The 24,160-nt window shown below is 65.1% G+C and carries 20 protein-coding genes; 13 read left to right on the top strand and 7 right to left on the bottom strand.

Annotated elements, in window-relative coordinates; translation table 11 throughout:
- Nucleotides 1–35 precede the first annotated feature (35 nt).
- Nucleotides 36–944 (bottom strand): LysR family transcriptional regulator, encoded by a 909-nt coding sequence (locus PI93_RS00585; RefSeq protein ID WP_039373387.1) that lies wholly within the window; start codon nt 942–944, stop codon nt 36–38.
- A gap of 181 nt (nt 945–1,125) precedes the next feature.
- Here PI93_RS00585 and PI93_RS00590 point away from each other — a divergent pair, with 181 nt between their 5' ends.
- Complete coding sequence (locus PI93_RS00590) at nt 1,126–2,319, top strand: MFS transporter (protein WP_039373390.1); 1,194 nt, start codon at nt 1,126–1,128, stop codon at nt 2,317–2,319.
- A 65-nt stretch (nt 2,320–2,384) separates the two neighbouring features.
- On the opposite strand, the gene PI93_RS00595 is transcribed toward PI93_RS00590, so the two are convergent.
- On the bottom strand, nt 2,385–3,188 hold the full coding sequence (locus PI93_RS00595; protein ID WP_039373391.1) for a TOBE domain-containing protein: 804 nt from the start codon (nt 3,186–3,188) through the stop codon (nt 2,385–2,387).
- Between the two features lie 657 nt (nt 3,189–3,845).
- Nucleotides 3,846–5,477: an EAL domain-containing protein gene (locus tag PI93_RS00600; RefSeq protein WP_039375001.1), complete on the bottom strand. Its 1,632-nt coding sequence runs from the start codon at nt 5,475–5,477 to the stop codon at nt 3,846–3,848.
- Nucleotides 5,478–5,886: 409 nt separating this feature from the next.
- Between PI93_RS00600 and PI93_RS00605 the strand changes: the two genes are divergently transcribed.
- Nucleotides 5,887–7,122 carry an MFS transporter gene (locus PI93_RS00605; RefSeq protein ID WP_039375003.1) on the top strand — a complete coding sequence of 412 codons (1,236 nt, stop codon included), beginning with the start codon at nt 5,887–5,889 and terminating at the stop codon, nt 7,120–7,122.
- 114 nt (nt 7,123–7,236) lie between these two features.
- On the opposite strand, the gene PI93_RS00610 is transcribed toward PI93_RS00605, so the two are convergent.
- Together PI93_RS00610 and PI93_RS00615 are read right to left on the bottom strand one after the other, a co-directional pair.
- Nucleotides 7,237–7,650, bottom strand: coding sequence for a hypothetical protein (locus tag PI93_RS00610; RefSeq protein WP_052241072.1), 414 nt, complete (start codon nt 7,648–7,650; stop codon nt 7,237–7,239).
- 130 nt (nt 7,651–7,780) lie between these two features.
- Nucleotides 7,781–9,145 (bottom strand): aminotransferase-like domain-containing protein, encoded by a 1,365-nt coding sequence (locus PI93_RS00615; protein WP_039375004.1) that lies wholly within the window; start codon nt 9,143–9,145, stop codon nt 7,781–7,783.
- 141 nt (nt 9,146–9,286) lie between these two features.
- Between PI93_RS00615 and PI93_RS00620 the strand changes: the two genes are divergently transcribed.
- Complete coding sequence (locus PI93_RS00620; RefSeq protein ID WP_080759476.1) at nt 9,287–10,516, top strand: MFS transporter; 1,230 nt, start codon at nt 9,287–9,289, stop codon at nt 10,514–10,516.
- Here PI93_RS00620 and PI93_RS00625 read toward each other — a convergent pair.
- Nucleotides 10,500–11,450: a MurR/RpiR family transcriptional regulator gene (locus tag PI93_RS00625; protein ID WP_052241073.1), complete on the bottom strand. Its 951-nt coding sequence runs from the start codon at nt 11,448–11,450 to the stop codon at nt 10,500–10,502. The two genes, PI93_RS00620 and PI93_RS00625, sit on opposite strands and share 17 nt — an antisense overlap.
- A gap of 262 nt (nt 11,451–11,712) precedes the next feature.
- On the opposite strand from PI93_RS00625, the gene PI93_RS00630 reads away from it, so the two are divergent.
- From PI93_RS00630 to PI93_RS00675, 10 genes are all read left to right on the top strand, one after another.
- Complete coding sequence (locus PI93_RS00630) at nt 11,713–13,056, top strand: aspartate aminotransferase family protein (RefSeq protein WP_039375006.1); 1,344 nt, start codon at nt 11,713–11,715, stop codon at nt 13,054–13,056.
- Complete coding sequence (locus PI93_RS00635; RefSeq protein WP_039375007.1) at nt 13,053–13,895, top strand: BKACE family enzyme; 843 nt, start codon at nt 13,053–13,055, stop codon at nt 13,893–13,895. Before PI93_RS00630 ends, PI93_RS00635 begins: the two co-directional genes overlap by 4 nt.
- A 186-nt stretch (nt 13,896–14,081) precedes the next feature.
- Nucleotides 14,082–15,731 (top strand): methyl-accepting chemotaxis protein, encoded by a 1,650-nt coding sequence (locus PI93_RS00640; RefSeq protein WP_039375061.1) that lies wholly within the window; start codon nt 14,082–14,084, stop codon nt 15,729–15,731.
- Between the two features lie 38 nt (nt 15,732–15,769).
- Nucleotides 15,770–16,258 (top strand): chemotaxis protein CheW, encoded by a 489-nt coding sequence (locus PI93_RS00645; protein WP_039375008.1) that lies wholly within the window; start codon nt 15,770–15,772, stop codon nt 16,256–16,258.
- The gene (locus PI93_RS00650) at nt 16,255–17,676 is read left to right on the top strand and encodes a CheR family methyltransferase (protein ID WP_039375010.1); all 1,422 of its coding nucleotides are present in this window, start codon (nt 16,255–16,257) and stop codon (nt 17,674–17,676) included. Before PI93_RS00645 ends, PI93_RS00650 begins: the two co-directional genes overlap by 4 nt.
- Nucleotides 17,673–18,335, top strand: coding sequence for a chemotaxis protein CheW (locus tag PI93_RS00655; protein WP_052241074.1), 663 nt, complete (start codon nt 17,673–17,675; stop codon nt 18,333–18,335). The genes PI93_RS00650 and PI93_RS00655 overlap by 4 nt, the downstream gene beginning before the upstream one ends.
- On the top strand, nt 18,332–20,728 hold the full coding sequence (locus PI93_RS00660; RefSeq protein WP_039375011.1) for a hybrid sensor histidine kinase/response regulator: 2,397 nt from the start codon (nt 18,332–18,334) through the stop codon (nt 20,726–20,728). Before PI93_RS00655 ends, PI93_RS00660 begins: the two co-directional genes overlap by 4 nt.
- Nucleotides 20,725–21,732, top strand: a complete 1,008-nt coding sequence (gene cheB, locus PI93_RS00665; protein ID WP_039375012.1) for a chemotaxis response regulator protein-glutamate methylesterase — start codon at nt 20,725–20,727, stop codon at nt 21,730–21,732. Before PI93_RS00660 ends, cheB begins: the two co-directional genes overlap by 4 nt.
- Before the next feature lie 13 nt (nt 21,733–21,745).
- Nucleotides 21,746–22,789: a diguanylate cyclase gene (locus PI93_RS00670; RefSeq protein WP_039375014.1), complete on the top strand. Its 1,044-nt coding sequence runs from the start codon at nt 21,746–21,748 to the stop codon at nt 22,787–22,789.
- Nucleotides 22,790–22,804: 15 nt separating this feature from the next.
- Nucleotides 22,805–23,542, top strand: coding sequence for a glutathione S-transferase (locus PI93_RS00675; protein ID WP_039375016.1), 738 nt, complete (start codon nt 22,805–22,807; stop codon nt 23,540–23,542).
- A gap of 13 nt (nt 23,543–23,555) precedes the next feature.
- Here the strand turns inward: PI93_RS00675 and PI93_RS00680 are convergent, their stop codons facing one another.
- Nucleotides 23,556–24,143: a GNAT family N-acetyltransferase gene (locus PI93_RS00680; RefSeq protein WP_080759477.1), complete on the bottom strand. Its 588-nt coding sequence runs from the start codon at nt 24,141–24,143 to the stop codon at nt 23,556–23,558.
- Between the last annotated feature and the right edge of the window lie 17 nt (nt 24,144–24,160).

Consider the following 24,160-nt stretch of genomic DNA (forward strand, 5'->3'; position numbering starts at 1 on the left):
CGCGGCGTCCGGGGAGGGGCAGAATCTCTGCGGGTTCAGGGCAGGTGGACGTTGGCCACAAGAAAGTCGAGAAACGCACGGACGCGTGCAGGCAAATGGCCACCTTGGCCGACATACACGGCGTGCACCGGCTCCAGGTCGCCCGGGTTGTAGTCCTCCAGCACGGTGACGAGTCGTCCCGCGCGCAAATCGGCATCGACGTGATAACGGGAATGGCGCGCCAGTCCCAGTCCTTCAATGGCGAGCTTGCGCATGGTGTCGCCGTCGCTTACCACCATATTGCCGATCTGCGGGTAGTGCGTGATGCCTCCCGCACCGTCGAGAAACGGCCAGCCCTGTACCTGACGGTCGAAGTTGAAGGCCATGACGTTGTGATGAATCAGGTCGGCGGGCGAGCGCAGCGGGCCGTTGCGCGCGAGATATTCGGGCGACGCCACCACATGCACGCGACTTTCCCCGAGCTTGCGAGCCACCAGCCGCGAGTCGCGCAATGGGCCTGCGCGCACGGCCACGTCGGCGCGCTGCTCCAGCAAGTCGACGACCGTGTCGGTGAGGGTCAGATCGAGGCGGATCTCGGGGTACTTGGCGAGAAATGCCGGGATGACCGGCAGCAGGTACAGCGAGCCGATCGGCACGCTGGAATTCACGCGCAACAGGCCGCGCGGTACGGCGCCCGCCGCCGCTTCGCGCTCGGCGGCTTCGATGTCGGCCAGCACGCGCAACGCGCGCTCGTGAAACGACGTGCCTTCGGGGGTGAGTTGCAGACGTCGCGTCGAGCGATTGAACAGTCGCGCCCCCAGACGCGACTCAAGCCGGGCGATCAGTTTGCTGACGGCAGACGGCGTCATATGCAACGCGCGCGCCGCCGCCGAGAACCCGCCCAGCTCCACGACGCGAGCGAAAACTTCCATATCGCCTGAGCGATTGACGTCCTGTCGACCCATCGGATGTGCCCCCTGACCCTTGCTACGACTGGCTTTGCGCGATGTTGTGACATCAAGTCACAAATCATTTTCCTTTAAGCAGTCTATTTCATCAATGCAAGGGCGTCTATATTCCGCACATCGGTTCACGACCGTCGCCTCGGCGGCGTGACCTTTCCTCATATTCAGACAGGAGTTTTCCGTGCCCATCGCCCTCTACGCCCTGACCGCCGGTGCCTTCGGCATTGGCGTGACGGAGTTTGTCATCATGGGTCTGCTGCTCAACGTCGGCGCCGATTTCGGCGTCTCGATCGCGGCCGCCGGCCTGCTTATTTCCGGTTATGCGTTGGGGGTTGTCGTTGGCGCCCCGCTCATGACGACCGCCACCGCTCGCTGGCCGCGCAAGACCGTGCTGCTGGTGCTCATGGCGATCTTCACGATCGGCAACGCGGCCTGTGCGCTGGCGCCCAGCTATGGCGCGCTGATGGCGGCCCGCGTGCTGACTTCGTTCGCGCACGGGACGTTCTTCGGTGTCGGTTCGGTCGTGGCGACCGGTCTGGTGCCGCGTGAGCGTCGTGCGTCGGCCATTGCGGTGATGTTTACCGGTCTGACCGTTGCAAACATTCTCGGCGTGCCGTTCGGTACGTGGCTGGGCCAGCATTACGGCTGGCGTGCGAGCTTCTGGGCGGTTACCGTCATCGGTGCGCTGGCCTTCCTCGTGATCGCCTGGTTCGTGCCGAAGATCGCGGCACCGAAAGATGCGGGCGACTGGCGTGCCGATCTGCGTGCGCTGGCACGTCGTCCGGTGCTGCTCGGTTTGCTCACGACGGTGCTCGGCTGGGTGGGCGTGTTCGGCGTCTTCACTTACATCGCGCCGTTGCTCACCGAAGTCACCGGCTTTGCCGAAGGCGCTGTCTCGCCGATTCTGCTGATCTTCGGCGGGGGGCTGGTTGTCGGTAATCTGCTCGGCGGCAAACTCGCGGATCGTCGTGTCGTGCCGACCGTGTTGGGTAGCTTGCTGGCGCTGTCTGTTGTTCTCGGCTTGATGACGTTCGCCTTGCACTCGCAATGGCTGGCCATTGTGTTCGTGGCCCTGCTCGGTGCGGTGGCGTTCGCCACGGTCGCCCCGCTGCAACTGTGGGTGATGGAAAAGGCCTCGGGGGCGGGCGAAAGTCTCGCGTCGAGCTTCAACATCGCCGCGTTCAACCTCGGAAATGCTATTGGTGCCTGGCTCGGTGGGTTTGTCATCGACCACGGCCCGGGGTTGGCGGCAGTGCCCTGGGTGGCCGCGCTGGTGCCGCTGATCGGGGTGGGCGTTGCGGTGTTGAGCCTGCGCCTGGATCGTCGTGACGCGAAGCAACAACTCGCACCGAACTGCGAAACCCCTGCGCTGTAATGCACTGGATGGCCTGACGCGTGTGCGTCGGGCCATCGCCCCTTCAGGCCATGGCCCTCACGCCATCAGGCCATCACGCCTACGATCACACTGACGGCCGCGAACGCGGCCGTCGCGCTGACCCCCACCGTCAGTCCGCGAGCCGACAGCGTGTCGTGCGGCATGACGGCGGCGAGCCGGCTACCGCCGGGCAACGCCAATATCACCTCCGCTTGCCCGGCGTCGTCGGTAATGGCGTCTACCGTGCCGGAGAGGCGGTTGGCCGTTGGCAGTCCTGCAAGATCGGCGCCGCGCGCGATCTCGATCCACGGCGCCTTGATGAGGGCGAATGCATCGCCGCCCACGGCAAGCCCCAACGTCTGCGTGCTGTGATGCGTCAGCGACGCGGTGATGGCCTCCCCGCCGGGCAAGGTCAGCGTGACTTCGTCGTTCACGCCACAGCGTCGAATGTCGGTAATGTTGCCGTGCAACTGGTTGCGGGCGCTCGTTTGCAATCCGAGTCGAGCGATCACGGGCCACTGTTCGTCGAAATGCTCGAGATCGTTGGCCACGCGCGCGAGAAACTGCCGTTGCGCCACTTCCACCGCCCGAAACGCGGCCACGAGCTTCGCCCCGCGTGCAGTGAGGCGCGTGCCGCCACCGCCACGGCCGCCTGTGCTGCGCGCGACCAGTGGCTCACCGGCAAGCTGATTCATCGCATCCACGGCATCCCACGCCGCCTTGTAACTCATGCCGGCCGCTTTGGCGGCCGCGGTGATCGATCCGTGCGCGGCAATCTGTTCGAGCAATGCAATTCGGGCCTGGCCGCCGAGCGACGAGTTGCCGCGATGCAACCAAAGTGAACCACTGACTTGCAGAGCATCATCCATTTCGTTGTGTAAAACGCCATCCGGCGTTGAAGAAGGTTCGGAAACCATAATGATTTTTTCGATCAAACCCAGCAGGTGGCCGCATTGTAGAGGGCGGGCGAACCCGCGAAAACCAACGCTGGACGGGGAAGTGTTGCGGCGCACCAACGAAGCGCGCTTTGGTCGTGCATTTGGGGGACGAATGGGGGACGTTTCTCCTCTACATTGAATTTCGCCGCATGCCCCCCCAATGCCGGTCGGTATCGCATCAGGCTGACATTCAGGCCGGATGCAGATTGACCGGGAATGCGACGTTTGCCGAAGTGCCCACTCACCTGACACAACAGAAACGGGGTGAAATGATGCGCGTCAGGAATATCAAGGAAACGGTTGACGGGGCTCGATACTATCGTCTGGTTCGCACGCTGCCCAACGGCAAGCGACATCAGATGCAAATCTCTTTCTCCGCGGGTGAAATGCGCTTCAGAAGGTTCGTCGCACAGCGATTATGGTTGCTGCGCGCCGAGATGAGGGACAGTACGCGGGCGGCAGCCATGCCGGCACCGCGTAGCAACATGCCGCAGTTGGTCTTCTGACCTCATTGCAGTACCGTCAGGCAAAACGCCTGGCCGGTTATGTTTCCCGGCCAGGCGTTTTCGTGCGCCGCGCTGATGATGTTCAAACCGCCTTGTGTTGCTGGACGGGGGGATGCGGCGTGACAGACGTAATCGACGTGACCGTCGCAGCATGCGGCTTCACGGTCGTGAGTCCCGCGCCCGCATGCGCAATGGCAAACGGCACCAATTCGTCGAACGAGATCGGACGTGCGAACAGATATCCCTGCGCATAAGTGACATTGCGCTCGCGCAGATAACTCGCCTGCATCTCACTCTCGACACCTTCCGCAACGATCGTCATCCCCATTCGCTCGGCCAGATTGATGATGGAGTCGCAGATGTTGCGTGTGACCACATCGTCTTCGGTGACGGGCAGGAATTCCTTGTCGATCTTCAGATAGTTGAAGTCGTATCGCTTCAGGTAGCCGATGGAGTTGTTCTCTGCACCGAAGTCGTCGAGCGCGGTTTCGATCCCGCGGCGCTGGAGCTCCGCCATCACGTTGCGCGCCGCCGCCGAATCGCGGATCACATAACGTTCGGTGATCTCGGCGACCAGCGGATACGTGTCGTTGAGCGAGCCGTAGATCCGTTCGATGTCCTGCACGATGGTGGTGTCGCGCAAGTGTCGCTCGGCAAGATTAATCGCTACGTGGAAGCCCTGCGGCAGCGCCCCCTTCGACACGTCATTGCGAATGATCTTCAGCAGTGAGCGGGTGAGCTCGATAATCAGGCCGTTGCCTTCCGCGATGGGGATGAAGGCATCGGGCCGAACCAGACCAGCCTCCGGATGGTGCCAGCGCACCAGCGCTTCGGCGCCGGAGCAGCGTCCCGTCGCCAGTTCCATCACCGGCTGGTAATACACCTTGAATTCGTTGCGTTTGATACCGAGGGCGATTTGCCGGCGCATGAATTGCGCGGCGCTGAGATGGCGGAAGACCAGAATGCCCAGCAGGACCGCGATGACAATCCCGAACGACAGGTAGATGGGGGCGTAATTCGCAATCAGCCAGCGAGTCAGAGACGGGCTGCCGGCGACCGATGTGGCGAAGAGTTCCGAGCCGAGGGTGATTTGCGCGCCGCGCGTCGCAATCGCGGCCGACTCGAGTCTTGTGCCCTCGGAGGTGAGGGAAAGCTTCCCGATGGTCATCGCGGTCCATTCGAGATCGCTGTTTTTCACGCTATGCAATGACTCGCTCAGGTACACGCCGTCGATGAATCCCAGCACGCCGTCGGTGGCGGAGGTGGGAACGAAGATCGCGAGCGCAGGGGAGTCGCGGACGTAAGGCGTGCTGGGGACAAAAATGGCACGCGTGCCCGCGAGCATTGGCACCAGGTCGTTGGGCAGCGGCATATCGATGGCTTCGTCGCTGCGAAGGACCGACGAGCAATACATCTTCCCGTGCGAGATAAGCCAGATGGAACGGAAGTAGGGGCTGAGTGTGCCCTCGGCCTGAAGCGCGCTGCTGACTTCGTTGCAGTTGCGTCCGACCCAGGCGGTGGCTCCCTGCAGGGTGGCGTCGGCTCGGTCGACGATGCGCTCGAGCGCGTCGCGCTGGCGCTCGGCTTCCTCCTGCAAGATCCCCTGCGACGCACTGACGACGCGTAGCCAACCGAGCAACAGCACGACAAGCAGCGTGGCCGTCACGACGAGCCCGGTCACCAGCCACTGCACGACTCTGGAGTGTTGAATCATGTTTTGCCGCCAACCAAGGAAGGAGTAGGGCCCGTATGTGTGCTTGGTGTTGCATGGCACAACTCGCCAATCGACTCTACACGAATCCCCGGCGGCGACCAACGCCCGATAAACCCGGACAACCTCCGGCAAACGCGGGCTTGATCGGCTCTAAGGTGGTGGGCACGGACCCTTTTGTCCAATGCCTTGTCGAGCGTGCCTTGTCGGCTTCGACAACGCATACAGCGGTGGGCTGGGGATGGCGGAATCGCGACAAAACTTGGCGTAACGACGATTTACGCATGCTCTACACTTCACTTATTCAATTTCCGGTCAAAAATGGGATAAATCCCAACTTTCACGTATATCTGCACGAAAGCTGCCGGAAAGACTGCGTTTTCCAAAGCCTTTGACGTCAATCCTTCCTCCCATGTCGAGTCAACCTGCAACTACCCTTCCCGGCGCCCCCTCGCCGGCCGCGCAGGGCACAGCGTTCCGCGTGCTGTCTGCGATCAGCTTCTCTCACTTGCTCAACGACATGATTCAGTCGTTGATCCTCGCGATCTATCCGCTGCTCAAGGCGAGCTTCGATCTGAGCTTCGGTCAGGTCGGCCTGATCACGCTCACGTATCAGATCACCGCGTCGCTGCTGCAACCGGTCGTGGGGCTATATACGGATAAGCATCCGAAACCGTATTCGCTGCCGGTGGGCATGGGCTTTACGCTCGTGGGTCTGCTGTTGCTGGCCGTGGCGCCGAACTTCGGCGTGCTGCTGGTCGCGGCGGCGCTCGTCGGTATGGGCTCGTCGGTGTTCCATCCGGAGTCGTCGCGCGTGGCACGCATGGCCTCGGGTGGACGCCACGGCATGGCGCAATCGTTCTTCCAGGTGGGCGGTAACGTCGGCTCTTCGCTGGGCCCGTTACTCGCTGCGCTGATCATTGCGCCGCACGGTCGCGGCAGCGTGGCGTGGTTTTCCGTGGCGGCGCTCGTGGCGATCGTGGTGCTGTTTCAGGTCAGCCGCTGGTATGCAGCGCAGCGCGCCGCAAGCAAAGGCAAGCCGGCCGCGCGACGTGGCGGCCACGCGCATCTGACGCGCGGCAAGGTGATGTTCGCCATCGGTATTCTGCTGGTGCTGATCTTCTCGAAGTACTTCTATCTCGCGAGCATCAGCAGCTACTTCACGTTCTATCTGATCAGCAAGTTCCACGTATCGGTGCAAAGCGCGCAGGTGCATCTGTTCGTGTTCCTGTTCGCTGTGGCGGCCGGCACGATGATCGGCGGCCCGCTGGGCGACAAGATCGGTCGCAAGTATGTGATCTGGGGGTCGATCCTCGGCGCGGCGCCCTTCACGTTGATGCTGCCGTACGCCAATCTCTTCTGGACGGGCATTCTGACGGTCGCGATCGGCCTGATTCTCGCCTCGGCATTCTCGGCGATTCTCGTCTATGCGCAGGAGCTGATTCCGGGCAAGGTCGGTACCGTATCGGGGCTGTTCTTCGGTTTCGCGTTCGGGATGGGAGGCGTGGGTGCCGCAGTGCTGGGGCAACTCGCCGACTCGACGAGCATCGACTTCGTCTACCACGTGTGCGCCTATCTGCCGCTGTTGGGGATCGTGACGATTCTGCTGCCGGACGTCGAAGGCAAGAAGACGATGGCGGCGGCCTGACATCGCGATGTGAACGATGCGCCGGCGCCCGTTCGTCGGCGACGCAATGAAAAACGCCGGCCCGAAAATTTCGGGGCCGGCGTTTTTTGTCCTACGAAGGCATGGCGGAATCGATTACGGCGTGCCGCGCTTCTGCAGTTCCCAGCGGCCGGCGTCGCCCTGCTTGCAGGCGGGCAACTTGAGCGTGACTTCCTGACCCTTCGCGCCGAGCAGCACGATCAGGTCGCGGCAGGTCTTGGTGTCGTCCTTCTGGGTGTTGGTCGGCGTGAGATGTGCCGTGATCGCCACCGGATTGCGCGTGCCCTTGTTGGCCCACTCGACGGTTTCGTTGTCTTGCTTGGTGGACAGGACTTCGTTGGCGGCTTTGGCGAGCGACTCGTTATCGGCCTTCTTCATGTAGGCCAGCGGCGAGTTGCTCATGAACATGAGATTGGAGGCGGCGAACGCGGGGGCGGCCAGGCCGGCCCCGACGGCGAGTGCCGTGCCGAGCGCGATCGAGCGGAAGCGCGACAAATGAGTATGCGACATTCGGAGTCCTTGAGATTGTCGACAGAAAACGGGGGCCTGCACGAGACCGTGTCGGGTCTTGTTCCGACGGCTCGGCCGCAGGAAGCACGTCGATCATAAAAGAAACCGCGAGCCACGTCATCCCGGCGAATCATTGGCGAACGGCAGCACGCAGGACATCGGCGACCCGCGCCAGCGCACCTTCCAGTGCAATATCGCTGGCCGGTGAACCCAGGGCGACGCGAATCGCCGCCGGTGCCGCCTGTCCCGGCGCGGCGAACGCATCGACCGGCGTCACGGCAATGCCCTGCGTTTGCAGGGTGGCCACCACGTCGTCGCAGCGCGTGGGCGCAGGCACAGGCAGCAGCAGATGAAACGCCCCGGCATAACCCGTCGCGCCGAGCTCTGCGAAGCAAGCCTGCGCGATCGCCTGACGCTGCCGGGCCAGCGCCCGCTTGCGCGTGATCCAGAGATCGAGGGTGCCGTCGTCCAGCCAGCGCGACGCCAGTTGCGCCATCAACGGCGCGGCGCTCCACACACTCGCGCGCATGGCCGCGTGCAGGCGTGGTAACCACCCCACAGGCCCGGTCAGATAGGCGATGCGCAGCCCCGGCGCGGCCGGTTTGGACAGACTGCAAACCTCGAAGGTGCGCTCGGGCGCAAGCAACCGAAGCGGCGGCGGCGCGTCGGCCACGAGAAATCCATAGGCACTGTCTTCCACCAGCAGCAGATCGTGACGTCGCGCCACCTCGACCAGTGCCAGCCGTTGCGCGAGCGGCATCACACTTCCCAGCGGGTTGTGCAGTGTCGGCATCGTGTAGACAACGCGCAAGCGTCCCGCATGTGCGCGACAGATCGCGTCGAGTGCCGACGGATCGAGGCCGTCGGCTGTCATCGGTACGGCCGCGAGAGGGATGTCGCGCATGGCGGCAAGTGCCTTCCAGCCGGGATACGTCAGCGCTTCGACCGCGACGGGCTCCCCCGCGCGGCACAGAGCCAGTTGCAACACGTCGAGCGCATGCTGACCGCCTGCGCAGACGACCAGGGCATCGGGCGACACGTCGACACCGTCGCGCCGGGATAGCCACTGCGCCGCCGCGCGGCGATCGGACGGATGCCCGTCGTGTGGCGCGTGCGAGAGCAATGTGCTCAGGTCGCCGCCGGACGCCGTCTCTCTCAACGCCTGCCGGAATGCCTCGGTCTGCCCGGGCAACACCGGGTAGTTGAACGCCAGATCGACGCCCCCGAGCCCACCGGGCGCCGGCGCCCACTGCGCGAACGCCGCGGCGGCACCCACGGCAGGCGAGCGCACGAAGGTGCCGCGCCCCACTTCACCGACGGCGAGGCCGCGCCGCGCCAGTTCGGCGTAGATCCGGGTGACGGTGGAGAGGGCAAGTCCGTGGGCGTCGGCGTAGTCGCGCTGCGGCGGCAGACGCGTGCCCGACGCGAGATCGCCGGACACGATGGCTTTGGTGAGACGCTCGACATGATCAGGGTAACGGGTGGGAGCGGCCATGACGGGTGGGGGGAAATTGATCTCAGGACAATTCAATAATTGCACCGGATTGGCGCCGTAGCAATACTGCGTTGATGGTGCATATCGTGCCCCCGCGCTCCCGCGCAGATCCCTTCACCGTCGTTCCCCAAGGTGTATCGCATGTCTCGCCCTGCTCCTCGCGCCAACGCTCATCCCGATGCCACGTTTCGGTTGCCTGCTCCGGCGCGACCCCGCTGGGCGATCCCGCTGCTTGCTCTTGCGCTATTCCTCGTGACGTTCGCCGTCAATCTGCAGGCGCCGCTGGTGCCGCATTACGCGGCGGCGAGCGGTGCCGGCACGGGCGCACAGGCGCTTGCCTTCGCCTGCTATGTCGGTGCGCTCGTGCCGACGCTGCTGCTTCTCGCGGGATTGTCCGATCGCGTGGGACGCCGCTTGCCGTTGGCCGTGGCGCTATTACTTGCACTGGCGGGTACCTGGCTGACGCTGCGTTGGCCGACGCTCGTCGGGCTTGGCGGCGCACGCGCGTGCTACGGTGTGGCGACGGGACTCGTGGCCGGCAGTGGCACAGCGTTCATGACGGAGTTGTACGGCGATCGTGAGGATGCCGCGACACGGGGGGCTGCACTCGTGGCGGCAGCGACGTCGCTGGGTTTCGGCACAGGGGCGCTGGTCACCGGCATTTGCCTCGTCGTGGCCCCTTCGATGCTGCCGCCGGTGAGCTTGTGGGCATACCCGCCGTTGGCCTTCGTGGCCGCGTTCGCAGTGGCGGCGCTGCCCGCGCCGGCGCGTCATCCGAACGTACCGTGGCTGCGCTGGCCGGTGCTTGCTCCCGGCACCGTACCGCTGGGGGTGGCCATTCTTCTCGCGTGGGCGGCAGTGGGGGTCGTGATCGGTGTCGTGCCGGCCGCGCTAGCGGCGCATGGCCATGCGGCGTGGGCCGGATTCGCCACGTTCTTCGTCATCTCGACGGGATTGCTGTTCCAGCCTGCCGCACGACGAATGGCGCCGGTGAAAGCCGTCCGCATTGGCCTCGTGCTGGTGCCGCTGGGTTTCGTTGTGCTGGCGTTGGGCGTGACTTACGCCAATCTGCCCGCCTTGCTCGTCGGTGCGGCTGTGGCCAGTTCCGCGTGCTACGGCTTCACGTATCTGGGGGGACTGGCGGCCGTCAATGCGGCGGTGGCGCCAGCATTGCGTGCGCGGGCGGCGGCCGGGTATTTCCTCTTCGCGTACTTCGGCTTTTCGGTGCCCGTGGTCACGAGCGGCTGGCTTGCCGACCACTTCGGCATGCCTGTCGCCCTGTCGCTGTTCACTGCGGCGTTGATCGCGGGCAGCGTTGCCCTGGCGGTGACGCTGCGTCGCGAGACGACATCGGTCACGCGTCCGGTTTAACGCGGCCGCCCCCCGTTGCACTGCCACCGCCTGCCGGGCCGCCGGCCGGACTGGCTGGACTGACGTACGCGCCGGTACCGTGCAACTGGTCTTCTGCGAGTTCCAGCGCGCGCACCGCACCGCGTCCCTTGCGGGCGAGCAGCATTTCCACGAGCGTTTCCACCACCGCGATGCCCGCCGTGATCGATGGGAAGAACGACGGGCTCTCATGCGAGAAAAGCACGGTCACGTCGGCGTCGAGGGCGAGCGGCGAGACGGTGGAGTCGGTGAGGGCAAGCACGCGTGCGCCCGCCGCCCGCGCAGCGCGCGCGACGATCAGCGCTTCGTTCGAATACGGCGCAAAGCTGATGACGACAACGACATCGCGCGCCGAGAGCGCGCGCAATTCCATTTCCAGCGTGCCTGCCTCGCCACGAATCAGATGCACCGTCGGCCGGAACAGCCGATAGACATACTGAAAGGTGAACGCAATGGGGAAGCACGCCCGAAAACCGGCCACATGGACGGTGCCCGCATTGGCGAGCAAATCGACCGCCGCACCCAGCGACGCGTTTGCGCCCGCCTCGGTCAGGTCGAGGTTGTTGTGCTGCACGCGGAACATCTCGGGCACCATGCGCGCAGCGTCGCCTTCGCGAATGACCTGCCGCGCGCGGCTCGCATACGGCTGCGGCCCGAGACGGATGGATTCGAGAAACAGTTCGCGCAAACCATGCCAGCCGTCGAAGCCGAGATGCTGCGCAAGCCGCACGAACGTTGCAGGTTGCACGCCGGCCTCGGCGGCAATCGCGCGCATGGAACTGATCGGCACGCGTTGCGGGTGATCGAGCAGAAAACGCGCGCCCGCCTGAAATTGCGGACTGAGATGGGGATAGCGCTCACGCAATTGCGTGTTGAGTTGTTCGAGCGTCTGCGGCAGCGCTGTGGCTTTTGTCATTGGGGGATGGCAACACGGCGACGAAATAATGTAACGATTGTTGCATGAAATGCCCCGGCCGCGCACGCGCTTTCCCTGGGGCGTGTGGGCTGCGCCGAAGCATCGAGTGTGCTAATGGGATTGCGCGAAGTGTTGCGATGATAAAACACATGAAACATATGTTGCAAAGCGGCGATGTTGGGCCTACACTCAGCAACATCGTCCGCATGTCGGTGGCCGGGGCCATCGCGCGACGCGTCATCTTTCCGTCAGGGGTTCAGGCATGACTCACGTGTTTCACCGCAATCCGCGCCAGACGTTGCCCGTCGCGGTCGGCGGCCAGGGAATCGAGCTGATCGACAGCACCGGCAAGCACTATCTCGACGCCTGCGGCGGCGCAGCGGTTTCGTGTCTTGGGCACGGTCATCCCCGCGTGATCGAGGCGATGCAGCAGCAGGCGGCGCAGTTGGCCTATGCGCACACGTCGTTCTTCACAACCGAGGTTGCCGAACATCTGGCCGACACGCTGGCTGCGAGCGCACCCGGCGATCTGAATCACGTGTATTTCGTCAGCGGCGGATCGGAAGGCGTGGAGGCGGCGCTCAAGTTGGCGCGCCAGTATTTCGTCGAGATCGGGCAACCACAGCGTCAGTACTTCATCGCCCGCCGTCAGAGCTATCACGGCAACACGCTCGGCGCGCTGGCCATCGGCGGCAACGCGTGGCGCCGCGAGCCGTTCCTCCCGCTGCTGGTGCCGGCGCATCACGTCTCGCCGTGCTTTGCCTATCGTGAGCGGTTCGACGGCGAAAGCGATGCGGCTTACGTGCAGCGCCTGGCCGACGAGCTCGAAGCGAAGATCGTCGAACTCGGCGGCGACACGGTGATTGCCTTCGTGGCCGAGACCGTTGTGGGCGCCACTGCCGGCGCTGTGCCGCCGGTGGGCGACTACTTCAAGCGTATTCGCGCCGTGTGCGACAAGTACGGCGTGCTGTTGCTGCTCGACGAAGTGATGTCGGGCATGGGCCGCACGGGTTACCTGTTTGCCTGCGAAGAAGATGGCGTGGTGCCGGACATTCTGGTCATCGCCAAGGGGCTGGGCGCGGGCTACCAGCCCATCGGCGCGATGCTCTGCTCCGACAAGATCTACGACGCCGTGGTCGGTGGTTCGGGCTTCTTCCAGCACGGTCACACCTATCTGGGCCATGCGATGGCTTGCGCCGCCGCACTGGCCGTACAGCGCACGATTGCCGAAGACCATCTGCTGGAGAACGTGAAGGCGCGCGGTGAACAACTTCGCGCCCGTTTGCGCGAAGTCTTCGCCGATCACCCCAACGTGGGCGATGTGCGCGGCAGGGGGCTTTTCGTCGGCGTCGAGTTTGTGGCCGATCGGGCAACCCGGCAGACGCTGCCGACGGCCGACAAGACGCATGCGCGCCTGAAGGCCGCCGCCAAGGAACGGGGCTTGCTGATCTATCCGATGGGCGGAACCGTTGACGGCGTTCACGGCGACCATGCGCTGATCGCGCCGCCGTTCATCTGCCAGCCGGACGACATCGATCGCATCGTCGAACGGTTGGCGATGGCCGTGGCCGACGTGACCGGCGTGAAAGCCGGAGGTATCGCATGACGCGGGCTTTTGCTCTGGCGGTCGCCCCCAACGGCGCGCGCCGCACGCACACCGACCACCGTGCATTGCCCATGACCCCGGCGGAGCTTGGCGCGTGCGCCAAAGCGTGTCTGGATGCGGGCGCAGCGATGATCCACCTGCATGTGCGCAAAGCCGATGGCACGCACAGTCTCGAAGTGGTGGACTACACGGCGGGGATCGACGCCGTGCAGCGCGCCGTCGGCCGCGAACTCGTCTTGCAGGTGACGACCGAGGCCGTTGGCATTTACACGCCGGCGCAGCAGATCGCGACCGTGCGCGCCCTGCATCCCGAAGCCATTTCGGTGGCGTTGCGCGAAGTGTCGCCCGACGCGGCCCACGCCCCGGCGGCGGCAGCGTTCTTCGCATGGCTCTGGCAGGAGAACATCGTTACGCAGTACATCCTTTACGACACCGAGGACGTGGCGCATTACTGGCGCCTGCGCGCGAGCGGGGCGATCCGCGAGGGCCGTCATTGGGTGCTGTTCGTGTTGGGCCGGTATAGCAAGGGGCAGTTGTCGTCGCCCTCGGATCTGTTGCCCTTCCTCTCGGCATGGGAGACCGGCGCGCAAGCACTGGGAACGCCCGCCACCGCAACGCAGTGGGCGATGTGTGCCTTCGGCCCGCGCGAGGCGGAGTGTGCGCTGGCGGCGGTGTTGCTGGGCGGCCACGCTCGCATCGGTTTCGAAAACAATCTTTATCTGCCGGACGGCAGCGTCTCGCCGGACAATGCCGCGTCGCTCGGCGCGCTGACCGTGGCGGCAACCCCGCTCGCACTGGCGCCCATGACTGCTGACGCGCTGCGTGAACTGACTCGCTGAGCCCACCTCCGGGCCTCGTTGGGGCTGACGCTACCGTCAGCCGGGTCGCTGAATTCAGAAATAATCCCAAATACAGGGCTTGACCGGCGTTGTCCGGCCAGGCCGCTGTAATAGAATCGGCGTAACTCAAAAGGCCCGCGTCGCCCTCCCCCGGCACCGGGCGTGAACAACGAACGGGAGCGCGGCGTGAAACACTGGTCGATCCGACATCGCATTCTGGCCAGTTTTGGCCTGATCCTTGCCTTGATGGCGCTCATGGCGGGCGTTGCCTATACGCGGCTGATTGCCATCGAGCAGGAGGCGTACAGCGTGGAGTCCGACTCCACACCGGGGCTGTACTACAGCACGATGCTGCGCGGCGCATGGTTCGAGAGCTATCAGTTGCTCCAGCAGGTCGTCGCCATCGACGAGAACGACAAGACTCGCACGATCGATCTCGACGCGCTGCGCAACGCGGACACCCGGATCGACGGCTGGGTCAAGGACTACGGCACGACTGTCAACCGCTCGATCGACCGCATGCAGTACGACGAGGTGCGTGGTGTGCGTCAGCAATACAGCCGCATCAGCAATCAAGTGCTCAAGCTGGTCGCCGACGGCCAGATGCAGGCCGCGCGTTCGATGCTCTCGGATCAGCTCTATCCCGAATGGGGCCGTGGCCGCTCCGCCATCCAGCGACTGGTCGACACCAACAAGACCTTTGCCGACGAATCGACCCACAATATTGCCGAGGCGGTGACCGCAGCCAAGGCGATGCTGCTTATCACGCTGGCGGTGGCGCTCGCGTGTGCCGTGCTGTGCGGCTGGCTGCTGTTCCGGGCGATCAGCGTGCCGCTCGCGAGCGTGATGCAGATTCTGGAAGTCATGCGCTCGGGCGATCTGACCAAGCGTCTCGATCTCGCGCGCCGCGACGAATTTGGCGCGCTGGAATCCGGCTTCAACCGGATGACGGACGAACTCACCGGCCTCGTCGGGCAGGCGCAGAAGTCGGCCTTGCAGGTGACGACATCGGTGACCGAGATTGCCGCGACCTCGCGTCAGCAGCAGGCCACCGCGTCGGAGACGGCGGCGACCACGACGGAAATCGGCGCGACGTCGCGCGAGATCTTCGCCACGTCGCGCGATCTGGCGCGCACCATGACCGAAGTGGCAGGGGTCGCCGATCATGCCGCCTCGCTCGCGGGCACCGGCCACGTCGGCCTCACGCGCATGGAAGATGCCATGCGTCACGTGATGGAAGCCGCAGGTTCGGTCAATGGCAAGCTGGGCATCCTCAACGAGAAGGCCGGCAATATCAATCAGGTCGTCACCACGATCACGAAGGTGGCCGACCAGACCAACCTGCTCTCGCTCAACGCGGCCATCGAGGCCGAGAAGGCCGGCGAGTACGGACGCGGCTTTGCCGTGGTGGCGACCGAGATCCGGCGTCTGGCCGATCAGACGGCGGTGGCGACCTACGACATCGAACAGATGATCAAGGAGATCCAGTCTGCGGTGTCGGCCGGCGTAATGGGTATGGACAAGTTCGCCGAGGAAGTGCGTCGCGGCATGGACGAAATGCGTCAGGTCGGCGATCAGCTCGCGCAGATCATTGCGCAGGTGCAGACACTGCCGCCGCGCTTCCAGGTCGTGAGCGAAGGCATGCAGGCGCAGGCCACCGGTGCCGAGCAGATCAATCAGGCGCTGGTGCAGCTCTCCGAGGCAGCGCAGCAGACGGCCGAGTCGCTGCAACAATCGAGTCAGGCCATCGAAGAGCTCAATCACGTTGCCAACGGCCTGAAGAGCGGCGTATCGCGCTTCAAGGTGCAGACCCTGCCGCCCTCCGGGCTGGTCTGACGTCAACCACGCCTTCTTCGTCATTCGCGGACATCGCCATGTTGTTCCTGCGTTTCGCCATCGCGACCGATCATTACGTCATCGAGGCCAATCATGTGGCCGAGGTGCTGCCGTGGCTCGCGCTCAAGCGCCTGCCCGCAGCACCGGCATGGGTGGCGGGCGCGTTCAGCTATCGCGGCGAACCGGTACCCGTCATCGATCTGACGCGACTCGCGACCGGCGCGGGCGCCCCTGAGCGCCGTTCCACGCGTCTGGTGCTCGTGCATTACCCGGCGCCCGGCCCGGATGCGCGACGTCTTGGTGTTCTCGTCGAGCGCGCCACCGACATGTTGCGCGCCGACGCTTCGGCGTTTCAGGCAAGCGGCGTCGAGTTGCCGGAGGGCCGATACCTCGGCCCGGTACTCGATACCGACGAGGGACTTGTGCAGTGGGTGCGCGTCGATCAATTGCTCACCGACGAAGCTCGCGCGCTGCTGTTCGACGCCGCGCGCGACGTGCTGACCGAGGTGCCGGAGGCGTCGTCATGAGCCACGTGCGAGACATCGAACGCCTGCTGCGCGACACGATGGGTCTCGATGCGCAAACGCTCGGGGCAAACGCCATCGAACGCGCTGTGCGCGCCCGGCTTGCCGCGCTGTCGTCGGCGTTCAGCGATGCATCCTCGTACTCGCTGTACTGGCAACATTTGCAGCAATCGCCGCAAGAGCTTCAGGCACTGATCGAAGCCGTGGTGGTGCCCGAAACGTGGTTCTTCCGTCACCGTGAGGCGTTCACTGCGCTGGCGCAAATGGCCCTCGACGAACGCGCCACGCGCAACGGCACGATGCGCGCGACGCAGGCATTGCGTCTGTTGAGTCTGCCATGCGCCACTGGCGAGGAACCGTATTCCCTCGCCATGACAATGCTGGACGCCGGTTTCGCCGCCAACGAGTTCACCGTCGACGCGCTCGACATCAGCGAGCGAGCGCTCGCCGTGGCTCGCGAAGGGCTGTATGGTCGCAACTCGTTTCGCGGGCCGCCGGCATCGATGTCGTTCCGCGAGCGCTATTTCACCAAGGAAGACGACAACTATCGTGTTGTCGAGGCACTGCGCACGCAGGTGCGCTGGCATGCGGGCAATCTGTTCGACGCGTCGCTTGTCGACCGGCTGGGCACGTTCGACTTCGTGTTCTTCCGCAACGTGCTGATCTACTTCGACCGCGAAGGGCAGCGCCGCGCGATTGCCGCACTCGAGCGTCTCATGCGCATGGGTGCGACGCTCTTCGCCGGACCCGCCGAAGGCGGCACGTTGACCAGCAACGGGATGACGACGACGGGTCACGTACAGGCGTTCTCGTTCCGCGCAACGGGGCCGGTGAAGGATGTGGTCGTACCGCCCGCCGGCATGGCGCGCGCCCCGCAGGCGCTCGCGGCCTCCGGCGTGACGCGTGCCACCCCCGTTGTCGATACAGTCGCCCAGCGCCCGCCGCAGTCGGTTCATGTCGCGCATGGTGGTCGTGCGCGAACCTTTGCGCCATCGCATCCGGAATCTGCGGCTACGCCACCGGTCGCGCCGCGCGACGCCGCCACCCGCGCCGACATTCACCCACCGCTCGACCAGGCACGCGTTGCCGCCGACGCCGGCGATTTCGACCGCGCCGTCGCATTGTGCCGCGACGTACTCGCGACCGATCGCGCCAACGCGCAGGCGGAATACCTGCTCGGACTCGTCGACGACGCGCGCGGCGACGCACCCGGTGCGCTGATTCATTACCGTCGTGCGCTGTATCTCGATCCGGGACATTACGAAGCGCTCGTGCATTGCGCGGCGCTGCTCGACGCACGCGGCGACACTGCCGGTGCCAGACGTCTGCTCGAACGTGCCGGACGCGCACAGCATGCGGGCGGCGCAAAGGCCACCGAACCTCATGACAACGCGCATCGCGACGGGACCCGACATCGATGACAAATCGTGAAAACGCGCGTGAACCCGATCCCATGTCCGGCGAACGCCATCCGAATCCCAGGCTGAACGTCGACGCGCATAGCTTGCATCGGCAGGCAGCGGAATTGCTCGACCGGTTGCCGGTGACGCCTGCGGACCCGGCGCCGTGGCGCGCCGTTCCCGGCGAAGAAGCGACGGCACGCGGACCCTCGTTACTCCTGTTCCGCCTGGCCGACGAATGGCTCGCGTTACCCGCGTCGACCATCGAAGAGGTGGCGCCGATGCGCGCATGGCATTCGGTGCCGGGACATCGCCAGCGTGCACTGCTGGGTCTGGTCAACTTGCGGGGCGCGCTGGTGCCGTGCCTCTCGCTGGGCGAATTGCTCGGCGTGCAACCGGCGCCGCCATCCCAGGCCACGCAGCCTACGCCATCGAACACGTTGCGCGCGAGCACGTCACGTCTGCTGGCGCTGCGTCACGGTCATCATCTGAGCGCATTTCCCGTTACGGAAGTGCACGGCACCGTCACGCCGGCCAAAACGACGATGGGCGCGGCGCCTGCCACAACGCTGGGCGCGAGCGATGGTTTTGCCGTGGCGGTATTGCACTGGCGAGACCATGTCGTCGGCGTACTCGACCCGCTGCGCGTTGGCGCGGCGTTCGACCGGAGTCTCGCATGAGCGACGACTTGCAGAACGCTACATTGCTCGACCTGTTCCGCATGGAGACGGAGACGCAGGCGCAAGTCCTCGGCGACGGACTGCTGGCGCTTGAGCGCGCACCGACCGATGCTTCGCGTCTTGAAGCCTGCATGCGTGCGGCACACTCGCTCAAGGGCGCGGCGCGTATCGTCGGTGTCGAGGCCGGCGTCTCACTCGCCCACGTGCTCGAAGATGCCTTCGTTGCCGCGCAACGCGGCGCGCTGGTCCTCGACGTCGCGATCATCGACCGCCTGTTGCAGGGCGTGGATCTGCTCATGCGACTGGCGCATCCCCCGGGCCGCGATGCGGGCTGGGCGCAGGGCGCGGGCAAAACGGAGATCGACACCTTTGTTGCGGCACTTACCGAACAACTGGCCCCGTTGACGGGCGGCGCGACGCAGGAAGTTGTGTCATCGCCCGAGCCGACGGCGTTCGATTACGCCAGCTATGGCATGGAGACGACGCCGCTCCCCGAAGGATCTGCGCCCGAGACTGTGGCGGCACAGGAGCCGCCGTTTCTCCCCACGCCGCTCCCCTCGCCTGCGGCAATCGGCGCTCACGATGTGCCCCCCGGACACGACGCGCGACACGACGAAGGCGCGGACAATGCGTCGAGGGCGCTGCGTGTCTCGGCCGACAGTCTGAACCGGCTGTTGCGGCTATCGAGCGAAGCGCTGGTGGCCTCGCGCTGGTCGAAGCCGTTTGCGCAATCGCTACAACGACTCAAACGCCACCAGCACGAAGCAGGCGATGCGCTCGACCGGGTCAGTTCGGCGCTCGCGCAAGTGGATGGACGTTCCGGTGACGATCGTCAGCAACTCCTCGCGGCGCTGGCGGATCTTCGGCGCGCCCTGGGTGTCGGGGGATCGTTGCTGGCCGAGCAGATTCACGAGCTGGACCAATTCGACCGGCGCTCGACGCAATTGTCGCAGCGGCTATATGACGAAGCGCTAGCGTGCCGGATGCGGCCGCTCGACGACCGGTTGGGCGGGTTTGCGCGCATGGTGCGCGATCTGGGCCGCTCGCTGGGCAAACCGGCGCGGCTGGAGATTCGCGGCGCGCAGACTCAGGTCGACCGCGACATTCTCGATCAGCTTGAAGCGCCGTTAGGCCATTTGCTCCGCAATGCCGTCGACCACGGACTGGAGAGTCCGGCGCAGCGCGCGGCGGCTGGCAAACCCGCCGAGGGCGTCATCACGCTCAGCGCGCGGCACAGTGCTGGCCTGCTGCTCGTGAGTGTGGCCGACGACGGTGCGGGGATCGATCTCGAACGCGTGAGGCAGTCGGTCATTGCGCGTGGACTGGTCACGCCAGACACTGCACGTCAGCTTGACGAGAACGAACTGCTCGAATTCCTGATGCTGCCCGGCTTTACGCTGCGCGATACGGTGACAGAGGTTTCGGGCCGGGGCGTCGGCCTCGACGCAGTACGAGCCATGGTGGCGCTGGTGCGCGGCACGGTGCGCATCGAGCATACGCCGGGCCGCGGTACGAAATTCGTCCTGCAATTGCCGCTGACGCTCTCGGTGGTGCGCAGCTTGCTCGTGGAGATCGACGGCGAGCCGTATGCGTTGCCGCTGGCGAGCCTGTCGCGCACGCTGGCGCTGCCGCAGGAGCGCATCGACATGCTCGAAGGCCGCCCGCACTTCACGCTGGACGGCAAGCAGATCGGGCTTGTGAGCGCGCAGCAGGTGCTGTGCGGCAGCGAGCCGGTGTCGGTGGCAGGCGATCAGCCGGTGGTTGTGTTCGGCGAAGGCGACACGCGGTATGGTCTGGCCGTCGATAAATTTCTCGGCGAGCGCATGCTGGTCGTGCAGCCACTGGATACGCGACTGGGCAAGGTGCCCAACATTGCCGCAGGCGCGCTCACGGAAGATGGCTCGCCGTTGCTGATCATCGATACCGCCGATCTCGTGCGCTCGATTGCGAAGGCCGTGGAGATGGGATCGCTCGAACGGTTGCCGATGCGTGCCACGCAGGCGAGCGGCCGGGGTCGCAAGCGTGTGCTGGTGGTCGACGATTCCTTGACCGTGCGCGAACTCGAACGCAAACTGCTCGCCGCGCGCGGTTACGATGTCAGCGTGGCCGTCGACGGCATGGATGGCTGGAACGCCGTGCGCAGCGAAACGTTCGACATGGTGATTACCGACGTCGACATGCCGCGCATGGACGGCATCGAGCTGGTCACGCTCATCAAGCGCGACGCGCGCACGGCGGATTTGCCGGTCATGATTGTTTCATACAAGGATCGCGAGGAAGATCGCCAACGCGGACTCGACGCGGGTGCCGATTATTACCTCGCGAAAGGCAGCTTCCACGACGACACGTTGCTGCGTGCCGTGGTGGATCTCATCGGGGAGTCGGGGTCATGAGAATCGGCATCGTGAACGATTCGGTCATTGCGGTCGAAGCGTTGCGTCGCACGCTCGCGCAACGTCCGGGATTCGAGGTGGCGTGGGTGGCGCACGACGGCGCACAGGCCGTGGCGATGTGCGCGAGCGTGCTGCCCGACATCGTGCTGATGGATCTCGTCATGCCGGTCATGGATGGCGTGGCCGCCACGCGCGAGATCATGCGCCGCACGCCCTGCCCGATTCTGATCGTGACGTCGGACGTTGGCCATCATGCGAGCCTCGTGTTCGATGCGATGGGCGCCGGTGCCGTCGACGCCGTCGATACCCCGGTGCTCGGGGCGTCGGATCTGGCGCGTCCGGCCTCGTCGCTGCTGGCGAAGATCGATGCCGTCGCCGCCCAGCAGGCCGATGCGCGGGTGCCGCAGCCGACGCTCGCGCCCGTTGCCGCCACGGGCACCGACGCGCTGGTTGCCATCGGCGCCTCCGCTGGCGGGCCGGCCGCGCTGGCCACGCTGCTCGGACGCCTGCCCGCGAACTTCGCGGCGGGTGTGATCGTCGTACAGCATGTGGACGATGCGTTTGCCCCCGGCATGGCGACCTGGCTCGATCAGCAGACACCGCTCACCGTGCGCCTGGCGCAGGCGGGCGAGCGTCCGGCGGCGGGGGTGGTGTTGCTGGCGGGCGGCAATCGTCACCTGCGTGTCGAGGCAAACGGCCGCTGCATGTATACCGACGAGCCGAAGGAGGCTGTGTATCGGCCCTCCATCGACGTCTTCCTGCGAAGCGTGGCCGAGAACTGGCGCTCGCGCGCGGTCGGTGTGCTGCTGACGGGCATGGGCCGCGATGGCGCATCCGGGCTCGGCGCCATGCGCACACAGGGCTTTATCACGATCGCGCAGGATCGCGCGACGAGCGCCGTGTATGGCATGCCGAAAGCGGCGGCCGAAGCGGGCGCGGCGTCGGAGATTCTGGCGCTGCCGACCATTGCGCCCCAGTTGGTGGCGCTGTTTGGAACCGTATGACAGGACGCAAATCATGACGACAACTCCCCGCCAACCGAAGCCTGTGGAGCACGCGCTCGGTGCCGAGAACAGCCTGAACGATTCGTCGGCGATGGTGTTGCTTGTCGACGATCAGGCGATGGTCGGCGAAGCCATCCGTCGGGCGCTGGCCGGTGAAGCGAATATCGACTTTCACTATTGCTCGAATCCCGAAGACGCGCTGCGCGTGGCGGAACAAACGCGCCCGACCGTGATCTTGCAGGACCTCGTCATGCCGGGCACCGACGGCCTGTCGCTGGTGCGCCAGTATCGCGCCAGCCCGCTCACGCGCGATATTCCGATCATCGTGCTCTCGACGAAGGAAGAGTCGACGGTCAAGCGTGAGGCCTTCTCGGCGGGGGCGAACGACTATCTGGTCAAGCTGCCCGACACCATCGAGCTGGTCGCTCGCATTCGTTACCACTCGCGCTCGTACATGAACCTGCTCCAGCGCGACGAGGCATACCGCGCTCTGCGCGAGAGTCAGCAACAGTTGCTGGAAACGAATCTGGAGTTGCAGCGGCTCACGCATTCCGATGGCCTTACCGGACTGGCGAACCGCCGTTACTTCGACGAGTACTTCGGTGCGGAGTGGCGTCGTGCGTTGCGCGAGCAGCGCGAGATGGCGTTGCTGATGATCGACGTCGACAACTTCAAGATATACAACGATACCTACGGCCATATCGCGGGTGACGACGTGCTGCGTCGCGTTGCCGCCACGATTGCCGATGCGGCGTCGCGTCCGGCCGACCTTGCGGCACGTTTCGGTGGCGAGGAGTTCGTGATGGTGCTGCCGAACACGTCGGCGAGCGGCGCGGCGATCATTGCAGAGAAGGTACGCGCGCAGATCGACGCGATGGCAATTCCGCACGTAGGATCGGCCAACGGCCGCCACGTGACGATCAGCCTCGGCGGTGCCGCGTTGGTGCCGCGTACACACATGGCGTCGACCTCGTTGATCGAGTCGGCGGATCTGGCGCTCTATCGCGCCAAACAACAGGGCAAGAATCGCGTGGAGATGCAGCCGGGCGCTTCCTGAGCCTGAGGAGGGTACATGACCTTCGAGCTGTTCTATTGGCCGGGCCTGCAAGGGCGCGGCGAGTTCGTCCGCCTCGCTTTCGAGGCCACCGGCACGCCGTATGTGGAGATCGTGCAGGGCGACCGGCCCGGACAGGGCATGGACGGTCTGCTGCACACGATGGACGATCCCGCGTGCATGGACCCTCCCTTTGCGCCGCCCTTCCTGCGTGTGGGCGATGAGTTGATCGGACAGACGGCAAACATACTGGCCTATCTCGGGCCTTTGCTTGGCCTCGTGGGTGAGTCACCCCGGGCGCGCCGTTGGGTCAACCAGTTGCAGCTCACCCTGGCCGATCTCGTGGCAGAAGTGCACGACGGCCATCATCCCATCGCGAGCCGTCTCTACTACAGCAATCAACGGGCGGAAGCGCGCAAGCGCACGGCAGATCTGATCGATTACCGGTTGCCGAAATTCTTTGGGTACTTCGAGCGCGTGCTGGAGAACAATCCGCACACAGGGGGTTGGCTTTCCGAAGGCGCGATGTCCTACGCCGACTTGTCGCTGTTTCAGGTCATCGAGGGGTTGCGGTACGCCTTCCCGCGTGCCATGTCGGGGTTCGCCAAGGCGTTTCCCCGCTGCCAGTCGGTGCATGACGCCGTAGCGCGCGTGCCATGGATTGCGGCGTATCTGAAGTCGTCGCGCCGCCTTCCGTTCAACACCACCGGCATCTTCCGTCACTACAAGGAACTGGATCGCGCCTCGCCGTTCTGACGCGGCGCCTGCGTCATTCAGGGAGTGTCGTATCGCCCGCGTTGAGCGGCCGTTGCATGAGAACGGTGTCGACCCAGCGGCCGAACTTGAAGCCGACGGACTTGAGCACGCCTGCCGGCACGAAGCCGCACGCCGTGTGCAGACCGAGCGACGCCGCGTTGCCGCTATCGCCGACGTTCGCGATCAACTGCCGCCACGGCCCCGCTTCGCAACGTGCAATGAGGGTGAGCAGCAACGCGCGGCCAACGCCCTGTCCGGTGGCGTCGGAGGCGATGTACACCGAGTCTTCGAGCGTGAACCGATAGGCCGAGCGCGGCCGGTAGTGCGTGGCATACGCGTAGCCGAGCACCTTGCCATCGCGTTCGGCAACGAGGTACGGCAGCCCGGCGTCGAGCACCTTCGCGCAACGTGCGCGCATCTCGGTCTCGTCGGGCGGCACTTCCTCGAACGATGCGGAACCGGTAAGCACGTGATGGGCGTAAATCGCCGTAATGGCGGGCAGGTCGTCGTCGCGCACGGCGCGTACCGCGCATGCGCAGCGCGCCAGTTTGACGCCGATTCGTTGTGGTGCACCGGATGCGTGGGAGGAAGATGACGGCATACGAAAAGGTCAGGACG

This window comes from Pandoraea fibrosis, assembly GCF_000807775.2.
Lineage (GTDB): Bacteria > Pseudomonadota > Gammaproteobacteria > Burkholderiales > Burkholderiaceae > Pandoraea > Pandoraea fibrosis.

Bases quoted from the DNA above. Each gene is read 5' to 3' on its own strand.
- PI93_RS00585 (WP_039373387.1), bottom strand. From the start codon at position 944: ATGGGTCGACAGGACGTCAATCGCTCAGGCGATATGGAAGTTTTCGCT.
- PI93_RS00595 (WP_039373391.1), bottom strand. From the start codon at position 3,188: ATGGATGATGCTCTGCAAGTCAGTGGTTCACTTTGGTTGCATCGCGGC.
- PI93_RS00600 (WP_039375001.1), bottom strand. From the start codon at position 5,477: ATGATTCAACACTCCAGAGTCGTGCAGTGGCTGGTGACCGGGCTCGTC.
- PI93_RS00605 (WP_039375003.1), top strand. From the start codon at position 5,887: ATGTCGAGTCAACCTGCAACTACCCTTCCCGGCGCCCCCTCGCCGGCC.
- PI93_RS00610 (WP_052241072.1), bottom strand. From the start codon at position 7,650: ATGTCGCATACTCATTTGTCGCGCTTCCGCTCGATCGCGCTCGGCACG.
- PI93_RS00615 (WP_039375004.1), bottom strand. From the start codon at position 9,145: ATGGCCGCTCCCACCCGTTACCCTGATCATGTCGAGCGTCTCACCAAA.
- PI93_RS00620 (WP_080759476.1), top strand. From the start codon at position 9,287: ATGTCTCGCCCTGCTCCTCGCGCCAACGCTCATCCCGATGCCACGTTT.
- PI93_RS00625 (WP_052241073.1), bottom strand. From the start codon at position 11,450: ATGACAAAAGCCACAGCGCTGCCGCAGACGCTCGAACAACTCAACACG.
- PI93_RS00630 (WP_039375006.1), top strand. From the start codon at position 11,713: ATGACTCACGTGTTTCACCGCAATCCGCGCCAGACGTTGCCCGTCGCG.
- PI93_RS00635 (WP_039375007.1), top strand. From the start codon at position 13,053: ATGACGCGGGCTTTTGCTCTGGCGGTCGCCCCCAACGGCGCGCGCCGC.
- PI93_RS00645 (WP_039375008.1), top strand. From the start codon at position 15,770: ATGTTGTTCCTGCGTTTCGCCATCGCGACCGATCATTACGTCATCGAG.
- PI93_RS00650 (WP_039375010.1), top strand. From the start codon at position 16,255: ATGAGCCACGTGCGAGACATCGAACGCCTGCTGCGCGACACGATGGGT.
- PI93_RS00655 (WP_052241074.1), top strand. From the start codon at position 17,673: ATGACAAATCGTGAAAACGCGCGTGAACCCGATCCCATGTCCGGCGAA.
- PI93_RS00660 (WP_039375011.1), top strand. From the start codon at position 18,332: ATGAGCGACGACTTGCAGAACGCTACATTGCTCGACCTGTTCCGCATG.
- cheB (WP_039375012.1), top strand. From the start codon at position 20,725: ATGAGAATCGGCATCGTGAACGATTCGGTCATTGCGGTCGAAGCGTTG.
- PI93_RS00670 (WP_039375014.1), top strand. From the start codon at position 21,746: ATGACGACAACTCCCCGCCAACCGAAGCCTGTGGAGCACGCGCTCGGT.
- PI93_RS00675 (WP_039375016.1), top strand. From the start codon at position 22,805: ATGACCTTCGAGCTGTTCTATTGGCCGGGCCTGCAAGGGCGCGGCGAG.
- PI93_RS00680 (WP_080759477.1), bottom strand. From the start codon at position 24,143: ATGCCGTCATCTTCCTCCCACGCATCCGGTGCACCACAACGAATCGGC.